The organism is Vibrio azureus (assembly GCF_002849855.1).
Taxonomy (GTDB): domain Bacteria; phylum Pseudomonadota; class Gammaproteobacteria; order Enterobacterales; family Vibrionaceae; genus Vibrio; species Vibrio azureus.
Genome location: NZ_CP018616.1, coordinates 2,647,354 through 2,665,829, shown reverse-complemented (window position 1 = coordinate 2,665,829; position 18,476 = coordinate 2,647,354). Strand labels below are relative to the sequence as shown.

The following is an 18,476-nucleotide window of genomic DNA, read 5'->3' as shown; positions in this document are numbered from 1 at the left end:
CTTATCGTTCCTTATGTAATCATAGACGGAATTGTTCTCCGAGATAAACTTGTTTCACTTGCTCGTTATTGAGAACTTCGTCCGGAGTTCCTGAAGCAATCAGGTGACCTTGGCTAACAATATAGGCTTTTTCACAGACATCCAGCGTTTCGCGAACATTATGGTCGGTAATTAAAACGCCCAAACCTCGATCACGTAAATGCTCAATTATTTTCTTGATATCATTAACAGAAATAGGATCAACCCCAGCAAATGGCTCATCGAGCAAAATGAATTTTGGGTTGGCGGCAAGTGCTCGAGCAATTTCTACGCGACGCCTCTCCCCACCGGATAAGGCCATTCCCGCGCTACTACGAATGTGCTGAATATGAAACTCTTCTAGTAAGTCTTCGAGCTTATCTTGACGTTCTTCACGAGTCAGTTCCTGGCGAGTTTGCAAAACGGCCATGATATTGTCTTCTACTGACAGCTTTCGGAAAATAGACGCTTCCTGTGGCAAATAACCAATGCCTAATCGTGAACGGCTGTGCATTGGTAGGATACTAATATCTTGATCATCAATGCGGATTGTACCTTCGTCGCGTGGGACCAAGCCGACAATCATATAAAAAGAAGTCGTTTTACCTGCACCATTGGGACCCAATAAGCCGACAATTTGGCCTGAGCCTACTTCGAGGCTAACATCAGATACCACTTTGCGCTTCTTGTAACTTTTTGCGAGGTTCTTTGCGCTCAGTATTGCCATATTAATTCTCGATTTGATTTGGTTGTAACACGGTTGTCACTCGTTCACTCTTTGAGCTATCAGCAACCAGCTTTTGTTGGCCAATTTGATAACGAATAGAAGAACCTTGGATGGTATTGCCATCTTGTTTAAGCTGCGCTTGTCCTTTCATGGTCAATTCATCGGTTGAGATACGGTAATTAATTTGATTAGCTTGACCGCTTAAGGTTTTACCATCTTCCATCAGTTGTGAGAATGTAGCAGGTGAACCCAAGGCTTGAATTTGTTGAATAGATTCTGTTTTTGGATCGCGTGTGACGACGATCTTCGCAGCATCGATGTTAATGCTGCCTTGTTTGAGAGACACCGACCCTTTGAAAATGACACGATTGGTTTTCATGTCCACCTGCTGGGTGTCTGAATTGATATAGACGGGCTGTTTAGTATCTGACTTTAGCGCCAGAGAATAAGGAGTAACAAAAATCAGAGCCAACAGGCTAAGGTGTAACGATTTCATATCGACCTTGAACTTCATCAGTGAGAGTCGCAGTGTTGGCTTTTAGATTGCCGTGCATTGCGCCTCCAGTAGTTTCAAATTTTGGACCGAGCAACTTCACTTTTTGATCGGCTTTAAAGTCACGACTGGTCAAGTTAATAACCACTTTGTCGGTAGATAGCGTTTTGAAGCTAGCATCGGGTAATAGATTCTGCATCAAGACATCATCATAAAGCGTCAACACTTTTTGTTGATCGAGAACGGCCTTGACTGCGGACATTTTCCACTCAAGAGTGCTTCCTTCACGGTAAACCATTAGTGTCGGTTGAGCAAAAATAGTTTCACCGCTTGCTGAATAATGATCCAACTTTTCTGCTTGGATCGAGTAACTACGAAGCCCATCTTTGCCATAAGTGATATTTTCTAACTTATGACCACTGAAGATGGGTTGTTCTGTATCTGATGCGATTTGAGTAGCATCGTTCGTGCTGGGAGCGAATAAGTAGTAACCACACCAAGCAACAATGACTAACAAGAGCAGATAAATACTGCGAGTAAAGCTCATAAATAAAGGCCTTTATCTTAGCGGTGTACTTCCTTGTCTATTGTTTTAATCTGTTAAAATTACGTTATTTTTCAAGGATGAAAAGCTACATTACTCCTGCTTTTAGGAGGTCATGCATGTTTAGGGCACCAACAAATTTGTTTTGGTCACACAAAATCAGAGCATTAATGTTTTTTTCTTGCATCAAGTTTACCCCTTCTACAGCCAGCATGTCTGGATGTGCCGTGGTCGGGTTTTGGGTCATCACTTCACTGATTGCGGTATTGTGGATATCAATCCGCTTGTCCAAGGTTCGGCGTAGATCTCCATCTGTGAATATACCAAGCATAGCATCGTGTTCGTCGACAATAGCGGTCATTCCCAAACCTTTCTCAGATATTTCAAGTAACGCATCGCGAATAAGGGCGTTGGGAGCCACTTTAGGTAAAGCCTCTCCAGAATGCATAATATCGGCCAGTTTGAGCAACAGCTTTCTGCCTAAAGCCCCACCAGGGTGAGACAAGGCAAAATCTTCGGTAGAAAATCCCCTCGCTTGTAGCAGCGCAACAGCGAGAGCGTCTCCCATCACCAATGTGGCAGTAGTGCTGCTGGTGGGCGCCAAACCTAATGGACACGCCTCTTTCGGCACGGACACTTGCAAATGTATATCGGAGAGCTTAGCCATACTGGATTCGGGCTTACCTGTCATACTGATGACTTTGATGTTCATACGCTTTAAAACTGGGAAAAGAGATAAGATCTCATAAGACTCACCCGAGTTAGAAATTGCGATAACAATATCATCGCGACCGATCATTCCTAGATCACCATGTGCGGCTTCACCAGGATGGACAAAAAATGCAGGAGTACCTGTACTGGCGAGGGTGGCGGCGATTTTATTACCAATGATCCCAGATTTGCCCATGCCCATAACAACGACTTTGTTACGATGGGATAAAATTAACTGGCAGGCTTGTTCAAACTGAGCATCAAAATACTGCCCTAGCTGCTTAAGTGCTTGAGTTTCGATATCTAGCACTTGCTTCGCTGCAGAGCAAAAATCAAATTGAGTTGGCATACCAGTACTCCAATCTATCATTAGTGGTCTTGTTTTTATATTGGTGCTTTTATTAATTTATTCAATGGTATAGTTAATTAAGTGGCCATTTTACTCAATGAAACGGCCGTGCTAGCTTATTAAGCGGTCATGTTCGTTAACAAATAAGCTTGGTAACCCAAGAAACATACTAGCAAGATAAAGCCTTCTAGGCGATTTACACTGCGTGATTTACCTAGGCACATAACGACAAGTAGTAATGAAACCCCTAGCATGACCCAAAAGTCACGGTCCATTGCGTATTCGCTTAAAGCGGAGGGGTTGATGATGCCAGGCAGTCCCATGACCGCCAAAATGTTAAACACATTGGAACCAATAATATTACCAACGGCCATATCATCTTCCCCTTTGAGTACTCCAGCAAGAGAAGCCGCGAGTTCAGGAAGGCTGGTACCAATAGCAATAATGGTTAAACCGATCACCAAGTCACTCATCCCAAAGTATTTGGCAATGATCACAGCATTATCGACGAGCATACCCGCAGCTAAAGGCAGCAAAATAAGGCCGAAGACGACCCACATTAACGCTTTGCGATTGCTGACATCTTGTGGGATTTCTGATTCTTGCTCTTCGATAAAGCTATCGCCAGTCTTTTGCTCTTGGCGGCTGATTTTTAACATCATGTAAAGAAACGCGGCAAACAAAGCAAACAACAGTATGCCTTCATAAAATCCTAGATGATCATCCCAAAGTAAAATACCTGCCAGAATCGTAACCGCAATCATGAGCGGAAGCTCTCTACGAATGACCGCAGAATTAATAGTCAGTGGTTTGATGAGTGCGGTAATACCTAAAATCAGAGCAATGTTTGCGATGTTGGAGCCAAGCACATTCCCGACAGCAGTATCTGTCTTGCCATCCCAAGCGGCCGTTGCTGAGACCATCATTTCTGGAGCAGAAGAACCCATAGCAAGAATGGTCATGCCAATTACAAGGGGGGAAATGCCGACATTACGTGCTAAGGCAGCAGAACCATAAACCAATTTGTCTGCACTCCAAACAAGTAGAATAAGACCGACAATAAGCAAAGCAATGGCTTCGAGCATGATGATTCCTAAACAGTTAAATAAGTAGTATGAGTAACCGCTAATTTTGACCTTTTGTCAGGCAAAAGGGAAGCTATACAGTAAATAAATTCTTTGTATCTGGCGAGTGCACATGAACCTTTTTCAAGGGACTTAAGTAAGGGATTGTTGTGATCAATTTCACTCTATTGGTCGAATTTTGGCGAATGTTGAGCCAATTTGGCGCTCCGGATTAATTGAACAGTGCTTTTAATTCACGTACGAAGTGCTTATTATGGGCGCCTAAAATAAGTGCACTGACGGCACTTTGATATATTCTTGAGTTAATAGCGCGAGGGTAAACATGATTTCACCAAAAGAGAATATCGGTGAAAACGGTTCACGAGCTGCAAAAGAGGTAGTATGTCGAACAACGATTTAGTTACCGTTAAAAACCTGACCTTTTCACGCGGAGAACGCAAGATCTTTGATGGTGTTGACGTCCATGTCCCTAAAGGCAAAGTGACGGCGATTATGGGGCCTTCTGGGATAGGAAAAACAACCCTGTTACGCTTGATCGGTGGGCAGCTTTATCCAGACCAAGGTGAAATTTGGTTTGATGGAGATAATATACCGAAGTTATCGCGTAAAAAGCTGTATCAAGCACGTAAAAAAATGAGCATGCTGTTCCAATCGGGAGCATTATTCACAGATTTGAATGTGTTTGATAACGTTGCTTTTCCTTTACGAGAACACACCGAATTATCAGAAGAGTTCATCCGCACTATGGTGTTGCTGAAACTCGAAGCTGTTGGGTTGCGTGGCGCTGCTCAATTAATGCCTAGCGAGCTTTCCGGTGGTATGGCTCGTCGGGCTGCATTAGCTCGAGCGATCGCTCTTGATCCTGGTTTGATTATGTATGATGAACCCTTTGTTGGACAAGATCCGATTACGATGGGAGTTCTTGTTGAGTTGATCGGTAATCTGAATCGCGCTTTGGGTCTGACGTCTATCGTTGTTTCTCACGATGTGCCTGAAGTCATGAGCATTGCGGATTGGGTTTACTTAATGGCTGATGGTAAAGTTATCGCCAGCGGTACGCCTCAAGCACTCCGAGAAAACCCAGATCCTCGTGTACAGCAATTTTTACAAGGGGACGCCGATGGTCCCGTTCCATTCCGTTTTCCTGCAAAAAGTATTGAAAAGGACTTATTTGATGGTCAATAGTTTCCTTCAATTTGTTGCTTCATTAGGGCGACGAACTTTAGCCATCTGTGAAGCCTTTGGGCGAGCGACGTTAATGTTGCTCGGAGCCTTGCTTTCCCGACCTCAACCACTGAAAAACTTACCACTACTGATTAAGCAATTGTACTCAGTCGGAGTACAGTCTTTAGCGATAATCGTTGTTTCTGGTTTGTTCATCGGTATGGTACTGAGCCTACAAGGTTATGTCGTTTTGGTTGACTATGGTGCCGAAGGTAGCCTTGGACAGATGGTTGCGCTGTCATTACTGCGAGAACTTGGGCCGGTTGTGACCGCATTATTGTTTGCCGGCCGAGCTGGTTCTGCATTGACGGCTGAAATTGGCTTAATGAAAGCAACGGAACAGTTGTCTAGCTTAGAGATGATGGCTGTTGACCCCTTAAAACGGGTGATTGCCCCTCGTTTTTGGGCAGGAGCCATTTCAATGCCATTGCTGGCGATGATTTTTATGGCGATAGGCATTTGGGGTGCAGAGCTCGTCGGTGTTGATTGGAAAGGGGTTGATCACGGCAGCTTTTGGGCGGCGATGCAATCGTCGGTAGAATTAGCTCAAGACATTGGTAATAGCTTAATCAAATGTTTTGTCTTTGCGATTACGGTAACTTGGATCGCTTTATTTAATGGTTATGACGCGATTCCTACTTCGGAAGGAATCAGTCGAGCTACAACACGCACTGTAGTGCATTCTTCTTTAGCGGTACTCGGGCTAGACTTTGTACTGACCGCATTGATGTTTGGGAATTAATCATGCAACAAACACGTAAAACTGAATTATGGGTTGGCAGCTTTGTCTTGGCAGGAATTTGTGCAATTCTTGTGATGATTTTTCAAGTTGCTGACGTGAAGAACTTGGGTTCTGGAAATACTTACACTTTAAAAGCTGAATTTGACAACATCGGTAGTTTGAAAGTGCGCTCACCGGTTAAAGTTGGTGGTGTGGTCGTTGGGCGAGTCAGTGATATCTCGTTAAACCCAGAAACTCTTCTTCCTGTTGTGAGTTTATCAATCAATGGTAATTATCATCAGTTTCCAGAGACATCAAGTGTACAGATCTTGACCTCTGGGCTTATAGGTGAGCAATATATTGGCTTGGTGCCAGGCTTTGTTTTTGATGATGAAGAGATGCTGACTAACGGTGACGTTATCGAAGATACTAAGTCAGCTCTAGTATTAGAAGACCTTATTGGTCAAGTATTATACAGCATTGGTGGCTCTGACAAATCTGATGCGAAAAGTGAGGAATAACCCATGTTTTCAAGAATCTTACTTTCTTTTATTGCAATGTTTACAACCACAAGTGCATTAGCAGCCAAACAAATCGACAAAACTCAGCCGTATCAGATGATGAAAGAGGTTGCTGAAGTGACTTTCGAGCGTCTCAAAGCAGAACAAGATACCATCAAGCAAGATCCTAATGAGCTTAAAGTCATTGTTGAAGAAGAGTTGATGCCTTATGTCAATTATCGTTATGCCGCATTAAAGTTATTAGGCCCTAATTTAAAAGGGGCAAAACGAGAAGATGTGGGTGAATTTATCACTGCTTTTCGTGCTTACTTAGTGACTTCATACGCACAGGTGCTGACTCAATATTCTGACCAGAAAATCCAGTTTGGCCCAGAAGTAAAACTCGATCCGTCTAAACGCATCACCAGTATTAAAGTTGATATTATTGAAGCGCCACGACCAAACATTAAACTGGAGTTCAAACTTCGCAAGGATAAGAAGAGTGGAGAATGGCAAGCCTTTGATATGGTCGCGGAAGGCATCAGCCTGTTGTCCAGTAAGCAGGCGGAATGGAATTCAACAATTCGCCAAAAAGGCATCCTTGTTGCAGCCAAAGACCTTGAAAAGCTGGCCGCTCAGCCAATCCGTTTTGAGGCGAAATAGTGATGAGTCAATCTCATACCCAGTGGCATTTGCAGCCGGACATACTTAAGCTTACAGGAGCACTCGATCATCAAGCGGTTCCAGAGTTATGGAAAGTTGCCCAAGCTTGGCAGCCGGTACAAACAGAGTTTGAGTGTTCATTAGAAAGGGTAGAGCGCATCGACTCTGCAGGTATGGTGATGTTAATCCATCTAATAGAGCATGCAAAAAATAAAAACTGTCATATAATGCTGAGTTTCGTGCCTGAGCAACTGCGCACATTATTTCAATTGAGTAATGTTGAGTCGCTTGTGGCCAAGCATATACAGAATTATCAGAGGTAAATTGTGGATAGCGCAAAAGTACAACAGTTACTAGAAGAAGCACTAAACCTTGAAGAAGTGCACGTAAAAGGTGAAGGTAGCCACTATGAGGTGGTTGCTGTTGATGCTTGTTTCGATGGAATGAGCCGCGTTAAAAAGCAGCAATTAATTTATGGTCCTCTGATGGATTACATTCAGCGTAATGACATTCACGCACTATCGATTAAAGCCTTTACTCCTGAAGAGTGGGCTCGCAACAAAAAGCTAATGTCGCTTTAAGGTTTTTTTGATGGAAAAGTTTCGAGTTATTGGGTCAGATAAACCGCTTTCGGGTAATGTGACCATCTCTGGTGCCAAAAATGCGGCACTGCCGATTTTATTTGCGTCAATTTTGGCTGAAGAGCCAGTTGAAGTTGCCAATGTACCGAATCTTCGTGATATCGATACAACGATGGAGCTGCTTAAGCGCTTAGGTGCCGACGTTAGCCGCAATGATTGTTCAGTTCTCGTTGATCCAAGTCGAATTAATGAATACTGTGCGCCATATGATTTAGTTAAAACCATGCGTGCTTCTATTTGGGCATTAGGTCCACTTGTCGCAAGGTTTGGTCAAGGTCAAGTTTCTTTACCAGGCGGTTGTGCCATCGGTGCTCGCCCTGTTGACCTTCACATCACTGGCTTAGAGCAGCTTGGTGCCACCATCACTCTAGAAGATGGCTATGTTAAAGCAGAAGTAGACGGCCGCTTAAAGGGTGCACACATCGTGATGGATAAAGTCAGCGTTGGTGCAACGATTACGGTAATGTGTGCTGCTGCACTTGCTGAAGGAACGACAACGCTAGATAACGCAGCGCGTGAGCCTGAAATCGTAGACACGGCAGATTTCCTCAACATTATGGGGGCCAAAATCTCTGGAGCAGGCACGGATACCATCACGATTGAGGGTGTTGAACGCTTAGGTGGTGGCAAGCACAATGTGGTTGCAGACCGTATTGAAACCGGAACATTCCTAGTCGCAGCGGCAGTATCTGGTGGTAAAGTGACTTGTCATAACACCAACGCTCATCTACTTGAAGCCGTACTCGCTAAGCTAGAAGAGGCTGGAGCACGAGTTGAAACGGGTGAAGATTGGATCTCTGTTGATATGACGGATCGTGAGTTGAAAGCCGTGAGCATTCGTACTGCGCCACATCCTGGTTTCCCTACAGACATGCAAGCACAATTTACGTTGCTCAATATGATGGCAAAAGGCGGTGGTGTTATTACTGAGAACATCTTCGAAAACCGTTTTATGCACGTACCAGAATTGATGCGTATGGGGGCAAAAGCAGAAATCGAAGGTAATACGGTTATCTGTGGCGATGTAGACTCTTTAAGTGGTGCACAAGTGATGGCAACGGATCTACGTGCATCAGCAAGTTTGGTTATTGCTGGCTGTATTGCAAAAGGCGAAACCATCGTTGATCGTATTTATCATATTGATCGTGGTTACGACAAGATAGAGAACAAACTATCTGCTCTTGGTGCAAATATTGAGCGAGTGACTGAAGCAAGTTAAACTGCTTAACACTGACTTGGTAGCAAGAAGGCCGAAACCCGAGTTTCGGCTTTTTTATGTCATCGACTCCATTTTTTATTATCGATGATTTGAGTAAAAAGAGGGTATGCCCGAGTGACGTGAGATGTTTGATTCAAAGCGATATCACTCGAGATAATGGTTGTATAAGGCTAAAGCCGACTTTTGGAGCACAACAATGATTACACTTTTACGTGTATTGGCCATCGCAATCTTTGCGATTGTGATGTTTATTGGTGGTTGTGGGTATTGTTTACTCAGCCCGAGAAACCCTAAACACGTTTTCACCTTTGGTCGCCTGTTTGCCAAAATGTCACGCGTGTTTGGTATTAAACTTGAGCTACGTATCCCTGAAGACGCTTACTCGCGTGGTCAGCATGTCTATATTGCTAACCACCAGAACAACTGGGATATGTTTACTGTATCTTCAGCAGTGACACCCAAAGTGGTCACAGTGGGTAAAAAAAGCCTAGCTTGGATGCCACTGTTTGGGCAGTTGTACTGGTTAACTGGTAATATCCTGATTGATCGAGGTAATCGCTCTAAGGCGAAAGGAACCATTGATCAAGTCATCAACAGCATTAAAGAAAGTGATGTATCCGTATGGATGTTCCCTGAGGGCACGCGGTCACGTGGTCGTGGCTTACTGCCTTTTAAAACTGGGGCATTTCATGCTGCTATTGGTGCTGGAGTTCCGATTATCCCGATTGTTTGCAGCTCTACGGATAAGATTAAATTTAGTCGTTGGAATAATGGGCACGTTATTGTCGAAATGCTGCCACCAGTTAGTACTGACGGTTATGGAAAAGAAGGCATTCGTGAGTTAGCTAACTTGTGCCGTGAGCAAATGGAAGCCAAGTTAGAAGCCTTAGATGCAGAAGTAAAACAGCGTAACCAAGCTTAAGCTGGTGACTGAGTTGCCACAATACTATCCGTAGCAATGTTGTTAGTAGCAATATTATTATTAGCAATGTGAGTAGTAACGCTGGATCAATAAAAGAAGCAATAAAAATGGGTAGCATCAGAGCTACCCATTTTTTATGCCAGTTCGCTTGCTATTGCGATTACTTGCGTACTGCGATGGCTTCAATCTCGATGCCAACATCTTTTGGTAGGCGTGCAACTTCCACGCAAGAGCGTGCAGGATAATGTGTTACATCGTGCTCATCAAAGAATTTACCGTACACTTCGTTGACCGTGCCGAAATCATTAAGGTCTTTAACGAAGACTGTCATTTTTACAATATCAGTGACCTTAAGTCCTGACGCTTCAACAACCGCTTTTACATTTTCTAGGGATTGGCGAGCTTGCTCAGCGATGTCTGTGGAGACCTCACCTGTCGCTGGATTCACTGGGATTTGGCCTGAAGTTAGGACCATATTGCCAAGGTCGACACCTTGAATGTAAGGGCCAATTGCTGCAGGTGCAGATTCCGTGTGAAGTACTTTGGTCATGAGTGTATTCCATTGTTTGTTAGAGAGTCTGTGACTTCAGTGTGCCCTTAAATCCCTGTTAGGTAAAGGGCAAGCACGCGTAGATAACGGAGCGTTGATCAAGTTATTGAGATTCTTAAAGTAGGGTGCGTAGGCCTCTTTATACTTGAGTTTAGCGCTCGGTCACGATTTCACGCGCAAACACTTTTTCGCAGTATTTACACTTCAGGCGAATGTCTGTTTTTTTCTCGAAGACTTGGAAGCTGCTGATAACGGGCTCATTATGTGTAATGCAGTTACTGTTAGGGCATTCGAAGACATTATTCACCTTCTCTGGTAACTCGAGTTCCAGCTTTTTGACAACTTCATAGTTTTCGATTTGATTGACGGTGGCATGAGGTGCATATAGAGCGAGTTTATTGGCTTGTTCTTCGCTAATAAACACATTCTCAATCTTCAGCAGGTCCTTATGACCCAGAGCTGAAGAAGGCAAATTAAGGCCAATCGTGACTCGTTGAGATGAATTATGCATATCGAAAAGCTTGAGTACTTTAATGCCAATCTGAGCAGGAATATGGTCAATAACGGTACCATTTTTGATAGCTTCTACCTGCAATTGAGTTTCTTTGGTCATGGTTTGTCTCCCTCGATTACAGTGTTTGGTTAAGAACCAATGCCAATAAGGCTTGGCGAGCATACACGCCATTCTCGGCTTGCTGGAAGTAATACGCATGTGGTGTTGCATCCACATCCGTGGTGATTTCATCAACGCGTGGAAGAGGATGAAGGACTTTTAGGTTCTCACGAGCGCCCTCTAATAACGCAGCTGTTAGAATGTAAGCAGACTTAATGTGTGCGTACTCAGATTCGTCAAAGCGTTCCTTCTGTACGCGTGTCATGTACAAAATATCTAATTCAGGAATGACGCTTTCCATGTCAGTGTGGAGGCTGTATTGAATCCCTGCTTCGTCTAGCTCTTCACAGATGTATTCAGGCATGGCGAGCGCTTCTGGTGCCACAAAGAAGAAGCGAATGTTTTTGAATTTTGCTAATGCTTGAGTCAAAGAGTGCACGGTGCGGCCGTATTTTAGGTCACCAACAAATGCGACGTTTAAATTATCTAGGCGACCCTGCGTTTCAGCAATGGTGTAAAGGTCGAGCAAGGTTTGCGTTGGGTGCTGGTTGGCACCGTCTCCAGCATTGATTACTGGCACGCCATTAGAGAACTCTGAAGCCAAACGTGCGGCTCCTTCTTGTGGATGGCGCATTACGAAGGCATCAACGTAAGAAGCGATCACCTGTACCGAATCAGACAGTGTTTCTCCTTTTTTTGCCAGTGAAGTGTTGCCGCCATTGTCAAAACCGATGACATCCCCACCAATGCGTTGAATCGCTGTTTCGAAAGACAAACGAGTTCGAGTTGAAGGTTCAAAAAAGCAGCTCGCGATGACCTTATTACTAATTAATTCGGGGCGAGGGTCTTGTTTAAGCTGACCTGCAGTGCTGACAATAAGTTCCAGTTCTTCTCGCGAAAGCTCTGGAATAGAGATGATGTGCTTCTGATAAAGCGAGTTCGCCATGATCTTCTTCCCTATAACAGTAGTGACTATCTCCAAAATTCACCATGATTGAATTTTGGACATAAAAAAACCTCCCCAAATGGGGAGGTTTTAAAATTCAATAGAATTAACAAAAATAACCGCACGTAAGCGTAGTCGCTTAGCTAGAGCAAATCGCGTTTTTACGTCAGCAATCAGCTTGGTCATTTCGTAATCCTCAGACAAATTGCCGAAGATTATACGCTTAACTTTTGCTAGCGCAAGCGATTACCTTTCGGTTTTATTCAAGGCTCTAGTTACCTAAGGTGGCGACCATAATAGCTTTAATGGTGTGCATGCGGTTTTCAGCTTGGTCAAAAACAATCGAAAATTCAGATTCGAACACATCCTCTGTGACTTCTAAGCCATTCAGATTGTATTTTTCTGCGACTTGTTTACCGATGGTTGTTTCATCATTATGAAAGGCTGGCAGGCAGTGCATAAACTTCACATTAGGATTTCCGACTTTCTTTATCATGTCCATATTGATTTGATAGGGGGCTAAGAGTTTAACCCTCTCATCCCAAGCATGTTCTGATTCACCCATCGATACCCACACGTCTGTGTAAAGAAAATCACAACCTTTGACGCCTTCTTCGGCATTCTCCGTTAACGTGATTCTTGCTCCTGTATGCTCTGCAATCGTCTGACAATGTAAGACTAATTCTTGCTCAGGCCAAAAGGCTTTTGGTGCAACTAAGCGAATGTCCATACCCATTTTAGCGGCGCCAACCATCAGTGAATTACCCATGTTGTTACGTGCGTCACCAAGATAAGCAAAGGTGATTTGACTCAAGGGAGTATGTTGGCTGTGCTCTTGCATGGTAAGAAAATCAGCTAAAATCTGTGTGGGATGAAACTCATCGGTTAAACCATTCCAAACTGGTACTCCAGCAAAGGCGCCTAACTCCTCTACTGTTGCTTGGCTAAAGCCTCGATATTGAATGCCATCATACATTCGGCCAAGCACACGAGCGGTATCTTTCATGCTTTCTTTATGACCAATCTGTGAGCCCGATGGTCCGAGGTAAGACACTTGTGCCCCTTGATCAAAAGCGGCGACTTCGAAAGCACATCGAGTTCGAGTTGAGGACTTTTCAAAAATTAAAGCGATGTTTTTGCCTTGCAGTTTTTTTTGCTCAGTACCTGAATATTTTGCTTTTTTTAGCTCTGCAGACAAATTGAGTAAGAAATGAATTTCTTGAGGTGAGAAATCCAATAGCTTTAGGAAATTACGGTTGCGTAGATTGAAAGCCATGGCGCGTCCTTGTGTCTATTTCTTAAATGAAGATAATGTTATTAAACATTAAAATGCACAAGGTGTGAATAGTTATTTAAATGAGGCAGAGTTTTTTGCTCTGCCCTAGTATCATTTTAGCGATATAAAAGAGGTGACTTAATGCTTAAAGGCCATCGCGCTCGATTGGGCAGCTCATACAACGTGCACCTCCCCGACCGCGTCCTAGCTCATTACCTGGAATCGTTAAAACGTTAATACCTGCTTTGTCATATTTCTCATTGGTATAAACATTACGTTCATAGCCGATGACTGTCCCTGGTTTAACGGTTAGCACGTTATTCGCATCATGCCATTGCTCTCGTTCTGCTTCGTAGCTATCGCCCCCTGTGGTGATGATTTTGAGTTGATCTAGTCCGAGAGCAGACTCAATCGCATGGAGGTAGTTGCGTGACGCTTCGACGTGCATTTCTCCATTGCCTTTTGGTGTTAAGCGCCAAGTTTCTAAGTCTTGACGCATGACTTGTGGGTAAACCGAAAAAGTATCGATATCCATGTGTGTCATAACCGTATCTAAGTGCATGCAAGAGCGATGTTTGGGAAGATCAACGGCAATGACTTCCTTGGCTTGTCCTGAAGCAAATAGGCTTGCTGCTAGGTTTTCTACCCCTTGTGGTGTCGTTCGCTCCGACATACCGATGAGAACGGCACCGTTACCGATGACTAAAACATCTCCGCCTTCTATATTGGCATTATCATAATGCAGATCGTGGTCGCCAAAATATTTAATGAATGACTGACCAGCAAAAGAGGGGTGCCAATGATAAATGGCTCTAAGATGGTTAGTTTCCCGTTGACGAGCCGGCATCATCATTGGATTGAGCGACACTCCACCGTAGATCCAGCAAGAAGTATCTCGAGTAAATAAATGGTTAGGCAGTGGATCGATTACAAAGTCCAGAGGACGCTTCATCTTAGGCAACATAGAAGCCGAGTGGATCGGAAGCTCTGAGTAAGCCAGCCCTCCCAAAAGGATAGAAGCTAAGTGTTCATTGTCCATATCTGAGAAGTAATGACGTAAGTCACGAGCAAACGTTGGACCGTAGCGGAAATCAGAGATTTGAGTATCTAACAGCCATTGCTTTGCTTCAGAAATCTGTAGTGTTTCAACGAGTAGATCGTGCAGCAACAACACTTCGACACCTTGCTCTCTAAGGGTACGTGCAAAGACATCATGTTCCTCCCCAGCCGCTTCAACGCCAAGTACGTCATCAAATAATAACTCATGGCAGTTTGATGGTGTTAAATGGGTGAGAGCTCGCTCTGGGCGATTTAACAGCACTCGTCTTAATTGCCCCACTTCAGAGCCTACGTACAACTTACTCATAATGTATCCTTACTTATGTTCTTAGGACTAGTTATGACAAGCTTGAATCAAAGATGCAAGTAATTCTGTATTAGGTATATGTTGCTAATTTAGAAATTTTCAGATTAATATTCTGAATTTATGAGTTAATTATTTTTTATCTGAAGTTTTATTTTTCTTGTTTAGGCTTTTGAAAAATGCGTTTTTATTCTTTTTAGCCCTAATAAATAACATTGCATTCAAAGCGAGAGTCAATGAACATACCCAAGTGAGCTCTAGATGCTTGATTTAGAGCGAGGTCAGTGAGTCAAATTCAAGGAAGACAACAAAAGCGGAATCGTCCTCTATTTTTAGGCTGCCTGATACAAGAAGCTGGCTCAGTAACACGCCCCTAAAGGGCTGGCGTCCATAGCTTTTAGACTCTGTACACTCGGACTATGCTAACAATTCTTAGTGTGGAGCTACGATATCTCAGTATCGTTGTCGTCTCTATGTGCTAAGACTGTCTTGCAGCACACGGTACCTGAAGGTGATTTAGGTATATTTATTAATAACAATTACATAAATTCGTCATATTATGCGTTGTTGAGTGATTTAAGGTGGTTATCGCATTCATTATTAAATCATAAAAATGCACTCTCTTGCTTAATTCTGCTTGATATATTTTAGTTAGGATCTTCTGAATATTAACAGCTGTGACGTTTTGTTAAATTTTTGTGTTTCGCGGGGGTTTTTCATTTTTAGATAGCAATAATTACCCAGAATACTCGGGTCGATTGTGTTTGTATGTGGCTTTTTAATGCGATCCATGCCATATTTCATCGCATCAATAATGTTTCAATCAAGTCACTAATCTGGAGTTAAAAACATGTCTCACGAAGATGAATATCTATCAGTAGAAGAATTAATTGAGATTCAAAAGGAAGAGACTCGCGACATCATTGCAGCATTGCTTGAAGATGGTAGCGATCCAGATTCACTTTATGAAATTGAGCATCATTTATTTGCAGAAGACTTCGACACATTAGAGAAAGCCGTGGTTGAAGCTTTCAAAATGGGTTTTGAAGTTCTTGAAGCAGAAGAGACAGAAGATGAAGATGGCAACAAACTGCTTTGTTGTGATGCCACTATGGAGTCTGCATTAAAGGCTGAAGCGATTGATGCTCAAGTAGAAAAGCTGGTTCACCTTGCAGAGAAATATGACATCATTTACGACGGTTGGGGCACGTACTACGAAGGTGAAGATGCGCTTTATACTGACGAAGATGAAGACGAAGAAGCGTAATCTGCTGCGTTTGAGCGTTAAGCTTTATCGATTTTTTCTCAGATAATGTGCCACATTACGTGATGAATAGGCCTCAAATCATTGGGGCTTTTTTATTGCTAGCTTCTCTTTGTTGTCTGAAGGCCCATCAATTCATAATGGCTCCAGAGAGTTTAAATCGTCCCTCTTCCATTCTTATATCATGAGATGAAAACTTCTCATTGAAGTGGGAAGCCAAATCTTCCTATAATGAGTGAAAATCGTTCACATTCAAGGTTGTTATGCAATTCTCACTCGCCGGCTTATGGCAAGTTTCTCCACTGACTGACCTTTCTATTCCACAAGATGACATTATTTTTCCTGCGCCTTTGAGTCAGGTGTTGCCTGCTGAATTGACAGAAGAAAAGATTTGTCAGCAAGAATGGCATTTGATGCACGATATCGAGGTCGATGAGTCGATGATGGCATTTCCTGCGGTTGATCTGGTGTTAGGTGGTGTGGATTACCATGCTGAAGTGCGTTTAAACGGCGTCGCTTTATTTGATTGTGATGGAAAACAAGCGACATACAAGAAAGATATTCGCCCATACATGCAATTGGGGCGTAATCGCTTCGAAATTTTATTTGTCGCAGAAGAAGAGGAAGAGCTGCTCCTAGATGAAGATAAATCAGAGGAAGGCTTACCTGTACAAGTTCAATATCGTAAAAACGATCAACGATTAGGAATATGGCAAGAACCTTACCTACAATTTATCCGCAATGTGCGTTTAGAACGTGTAGTAACAGAACAGATCTGGCACCACGGTGGGGGATGTGAGTTTAAAGTCGATATGTATTATCAAACGGTAGCACCAGGTTTAGTATCAGCATCGGTGAGTTTTAATGCAATGACTTATTCCATTCCTATTGATGTACGTTCGGATCACGCCAGTGCGTTGTTTCAGATTGAAGCACCAAAGTATGCGGATCCTGATAGCCCCGCCCAAAAAGACCTTTACCAATTATCTATCGATCTCGATGGGCAACAGCAATCATTTTCGATCGCGTTAAATCAAACTCTTTGTATCAGTCATTCAGAACAATAATTTTTTGTTCGTTGCTTAGAGAGCTTTTATCATCACGATTTCACACGCATCATGCCCCGTATTTCCCAGTGGGGCATCTAAATAGTCAAAACCAAGCTTTTCATATAGGCTTACCGCTTCTTTAAGGCATGCAGTACTCTCCAAGTAACACTGTCGATAACCAAGCTGGCTGGCCAATTGTAAACTCAATGAAACGATACGTTTTGCAAAGCCATTCCCTCGAGCCTGAGGTAAAAAGTACATTTTTTGTAGCTCACATATGCTAGGTTCCCCCGCAAGTGGTGAAAAACCACCGCCACCGATTATCTCTCCTTGGTGCTCTATTACCCAATATGCGGCCCCTGGTTGATTATAAACAGAGTACATGTCATTCAGAGTCGGATCCGCAACGCCATAGCCCTTGTCTGCAGTTAAACCATATTCAGCAGAAACTTGGCGGATGACTTGCGCTATTTGTTGATTGTCGCTTTCGGTGAGAGGACGTAAGACTAATACATCTGCTTGACATACTTTGGTCAGTCCTTTTAGGTAATGCTCCATACCGCGTTTCAGTTGTTGCTGTTCTTCACTGGTTAACTGAGTAAGCAGTTTTTCAAAAAAGGCATTTTGTTGAAGATCGAGCTCAAGTAGGGTTGTTTGGCCTAATGGAGTGATCATGATGAGCTGGCTACGTTTATCTTTTGGATTTTCCAAGCTTTTGACCAAGCCTAATTTTGTTAGGCTAGTAATGGTGCGGCTCGCATTAGATTTATCGACATTAAGATGTTGAGCCAGTTGATTGATCGTCAAGGGTTGTAGCTTTATTTCCCCCAGCGCATGAGCTTGAACGGGTGTAAGGGCAATATCACCGCACTGTTTTTCCAACATTCCTAGTAGTCGAACAGCTTGGCGTGAGTAGTGACGAAGTTGACGAGCATTCATTATTGTTACCTCAAATAAAGTTGCGTAGCGCAATTAAATTAATTGCGCTACGCAACCTTGTCAAGGTTTTATCGTTTTAACAGTGTGTTGTTATAGCATGATTAGCTAGAACACAAACGTATGAATGTTTATTTAAGGCAAAACCATGGCATCAATTGGAAGAGTTTAAGCGTGATTATGGGCGCAAAATTTTGCTGAGATTGCCCCCGTTTTGCGCAGCCATACTTTTTCGTGAAAGTAATAAGCAATGGTATTCAAGCTCGGCTCTAGCATTGCCATAACGCCGCCAACAAATGCATTACCAGTTAGTAAGTAGACGACAGTAAAAGCGACACTAAAGTGAATCGTAGCAAAACTTGCTGTTTTTATTTTGGTTTTAGACTGGTGGGAACGAAGTGCTGGAATGACTGACCATGCTTTCTCATGAAAATAGAATGCGACTGTATTAACTGAAGGTTCAATCATAGCAATTAAGCTACCAATCAAAATATCACCAGTCAGTAAGTAAGCGACACTAAATGCGATAGTAAAATGGAGTGAGGCGAAAGTGAGTGTCTTTTTCATGGTTATACTCTCATGATTCAGTTTGATGCAATCATTATTGATAATCATTCTCATTTAATCAAGTAAAAAGTTAAGATTAATTTGATAGGTATTAA

At 43.0% G+C, this 18,476-nt stretch carries 23 protein-coding genes; 10 read left to right on the top strand and 13 right to left on the bottom strand.

Translation table 11 applies throughout. From position 1 onward, the window contains the following. Window positions 1-19: 19 nt before the first annotated feature. From lptB to BS333_RS12130, 5 genes are all read right to left on the bottom strand, one after another. Window positions 20-745, bottom strand: a complete 726-nt coding sequence (gene lptB, locus BS333_RS12150) for an LPS export ABC transporter ATP-binding protein (RefSeq protein WP_021709301.1) — start codon at window positions 743-745, stop codon at window positions 20-22. A gap of 1 nt (window position 746) precedes the next feature. Beyond that, window positions 747-1,241, bottom strand: a complete 495-nt coding sequence (gene lptA, locus BS333_RS12145) for a lipopolysaccharide transport periplasmic protein LptA (RefSeq protein WP_021709302.1) — start codon at window positions 1,239-1,241, stop codon at window positions 747-749. Continuing rightward, a complete protein-coding gene (lptC, locus tag BS333_RS12140; RefSeq protein WP_021709303.1) occupies window positions 1,222-1,785 on the bottom strand; it encodes an LPS export ABC transporter periplasmic protein LptC in 564 nt (187 codons plus the stop codon). Before lptC ends, lptA begins: the two co-directional genes overlap by 20 nt. An 85-nt stretch (window positions 1,786-1,870) precedes the next feature. After that, window positions 1,871-2,842 carry a KpsF/GutQ family sugar-phosphate isomerase gene (locus BS333_RS12135; RefSeq protein WP_021709304.1) on the bottom strand — a complete coding sequence of 324 codons (972 nt, stop codon included), beginning with the start codon at window positions 2,840-2,842 and terminating at the stop codon, window positions 1,871-1,873. Window positions 2,843-2,961: 119 nt separating this feature from the next. Further along, window positions 2,962-3,927 (bottom strand): calcium/sodium antiporter, encoded by a 966-nt coding sequence (locus BS333_RS12130; protein WP_021709305.1) that lies wholly within the window; start codon window positions 3,925-3,927, stop codon window positions 2,962-2,964. A gap of 381 nt (window positions 3,928-4,308) precedes the next feature. On the opposite strand from BS333_RS12130, the gene mlaF reads away from it, so the two are divergent. The 8 genes from mlaF to BS333_RS12090 all read left to right on the top strand — a co-directional run bounded on the left by mlaF (window position 4,309) and on the right by BS333_RS12090 (window position 9,817). Beyond that, window positions 4,309-5,112 carry a phospholipid ABC transporter ATP-binding protein MlaF gene (mlaF, locus tag BS333_RS12125; protein WP_021709306.1) on the top strand — a complete coding sequence of 268 codons (804 nt, stop codon included), beginning with the start codon at window positions 4,309-4,311 and terminating at the stop codon, window positions 5,110-5,112. Further along, window positions 5,102-5,893: a lipid asymmetry maintenance ABC transporter permease subunit MlaE gene (gene mlaE, locus BS333_RS12120; protein ID WP_021709307.1), complete on the top strand. Its 792-nt coding sequence runs from the start codon at window positions 5,102-5,104 to the stop codon at window positions 5,891-5,893. The genes mlaF and mlaE overlap by 11 nt, the downstream gene beginning before the upstream one ends. A 2-nt stretch (window positions 5,894-5,895) precedes the next feature. Beyond that, a complete protein-coding gene (mlaD, locus tag BS333_RS12115) occupies window positions 5,896-6,393 on the top strand; it encodes an outer membrane lipid asymmetry maintenance protein MlaD (protein WP_021709308.1) in 498 nt (165 codons plus the stop codon). Between the two features lie 3 nt (window positions 6,394-6,396). Beyond that, window positions 6,397-7,035, top strand: a complete 639-nt coding sequence (mlaC, locus tag BS333_RS12110; protein ID WP_021709309.1) for a phospholipid-binding protein MlaC — start codon at window positions 6,397-6,399, stop codon at window positions 7,033-7,035. Between the two features lie 2 nt (window positions 7,036-7,037). After that, window positions 7,038-7,358, top strand: a complete 321-nt coding sequence (locus tag BS333_RS12105) for an STAS domain-containing protein (protein WP_033003598.1) — start codon at window positions 7,038-7,040, stop codon at window positions 7,356-7,358. Between the two features lie 3 nt (window positions 7,359-7,361). Next, complete coding sequence (gene ibaG, locus BS333_RS12100; protein WP_021709311.1) at window positions 7,362-7,616, top strand: BolA family iron metabolism protein IbaG; 255 nt, start codon at window positions 7,362-7,364, stop codon at window positions 7,614-7,616. A gap of 10 nt (window positions 7,617-7,626) precedes the next feature. Further along, window positions 7,627-8,895 carry a UDP-N-acetylglucosamine 1-carboxyvinyltransferase gene (gene murA / locus BS333_RS12095; RefSeq protein WP_021709312.1) on the top strand — a complete coding sequence of 423 codons (1,269 nt, stop codon included), beginning with the start codon at window positions 7,627-7,629 and terminating at the stop codon, window positions 8,893-8,895. A 196-nt stretch (window positions 8,896-9,091) separates the two neighbouring features. Then, the gene (locus BS333_RS12090; protein WP_021709313.1) at window positions 9,092-9,817 is read left to right on the top strand and encodes a 1-acylglycerol-3-phosphate O-acyltransferase; all 726 of its coding nucleotides are present in this window, start codon (window positions 9,092-9,094) and stop codon (window positions 9,815-9,817) included. A 160-nt stretch (window positions 9,818-9,977) separates the two neighbouring features. On the opposite strand, the gene BS333_RS12085 is transcribed toward BS333_RS12090, so the two are convergent. The 6 genes from BS333_RS12085 to arcA all read right to left on the bottom strand — a co-directional run bounded on the left by BS333_RS12085 (window position 9,978) and on the right by arcA (window position 14,568). Next, a complete protein-coding gene (locus BS333_RS12085) occupies window positions 9,978-10,367 on the bottom strand; it encodes a RidA family protein (protein WP_021709314.1) in 390 nt (129 codons plus the stop codon). A 151-nt stretch (window positions 10,368-10,518) separates the two neighbouring features. After that, complete coding sequence (gene pyrI, locus BS333_RS12080; RefSeq protein WP_021709315.1) at window positions 10,519-10,980, bottom strand: aspartate carbamoyltransferase regulatory subunit; 462 nt, start codon at window positions 10,978-10,980, stop codon at window positions 10,519-10,521. A gap of 16 nt (window positions 10,981-10,996) precedes the next feature. After that, window positions 10,997-11,926 carry an aspartate carbamoyltransferase gene (pyrB, locus tag BS333_RS12075; RefSeq protein WP_021709316.1) on the bottom strand — a complete coding sequence of 310 codons (930 nt, stop codon included), beginning with the start codon at window positions 11,924-11,926 and terminating at the stop codon, window positions 10,997-10,999. A 90-nt stretch (window positions 11,927-12,016) separates the two neighbouring features. After that, on the bottom strand, window positions 12,017-12,112 hold the full coding sequence (locus tag BS333_RS12070) for a hypothetical protein (RefSeq protein ID WP_010450401.1): 96 nt from the start codon (window positions 12,110-12,112) through the stop codon (window positions 12,017-12,019). Between the two features lie 85 nt (window positions 12,113-12,197). Then, window positions 12,198-13,202 (bottom strand): ornithine carbamoyltransferase, encoded by a 1,005-nt coding sequence (locus BS333_RS12065; RefSeq protein WP_021709317.1) that lies wholly within the window; start codon window positions 13,200-13,202, stop codon window positions 12,198-12,200. A gap of 145 nt (window positions 13,203-13,347) precedes the next feature. Further along, on the bottom strand, window positions 13,348-14,568 hold the full coding sequence (gene arcA, locus BS333_RS12060) for an arginine deiminase (RefSeq protein ID WP_021709318.1): 1,221 nt from the start codon (window positions 14,566-14,568) through the stop codon (window positions 13,348-13,350). Window positions 14,569-15,415: 847 nt separating this feature from the next. On the opposite strand from arcA, the gene rraB reads away from it, so the two are divergent. After that, window positions 15,416-15,832: a ribonuclease E inhibitor RraB gene (gene rraB, locus BS333_RS12055; RefSeq protein WP_021709319.1), complete on the top strand. Its 417-nt coding sequence runs from the start codon at window positions 15,416-15,418 to the stop codon at window positions 15,830-15,832. 260 nt (window positions 15,833-16,092) lie between these two features. After that, a complete protein-coding gene (locus BS333_RS12050) occupies window positions 16,093-16,896 on the top strand; it encodes a glycosyl hydrolase 2 galactose-binding domain-containing protein (protein ID WP_021709320.1) in 804 nt (267 codons plus the stop codon). A 15-nt stretch (window positions 16,897-16,911) separates the two neighbouring features. Here the strand turns inward: BS333_RS12050 and BS333_RS12045 are convergent, their stop codons facing one another. Together BS333_RS12045 and BS333_RS12040 are read right to left on the bottom strand one after the other, a co-directional pair. Beyond that, window positions 16,912-17,817, bottom strand: coding sequence for a bifunctional helix-turn-helix transcriptional regulator/GNAT family N-acetyltransferase (locus BS333_RS12045; protein ID WP_021709321.1), 906 nt, complete (start codon window positions 17,815-17,817; stop codon window positions 16,912-16,914). A gap of 165 nt (window positions 17,818-17,982) precedes the next feature. Then, a complete protein-coding gene (locus tag BS333_RS12040) occupies window positions 17,983-18,381 on the bottom strand; it encodes a DUF2061 domain-containing protein (RefSeq protein WP_021709322.1) in 399 nt (132 codons plus the stop codon). Between the last annotated feature and the right edge of the window lie 95 nt (window positions 18,382-18,476).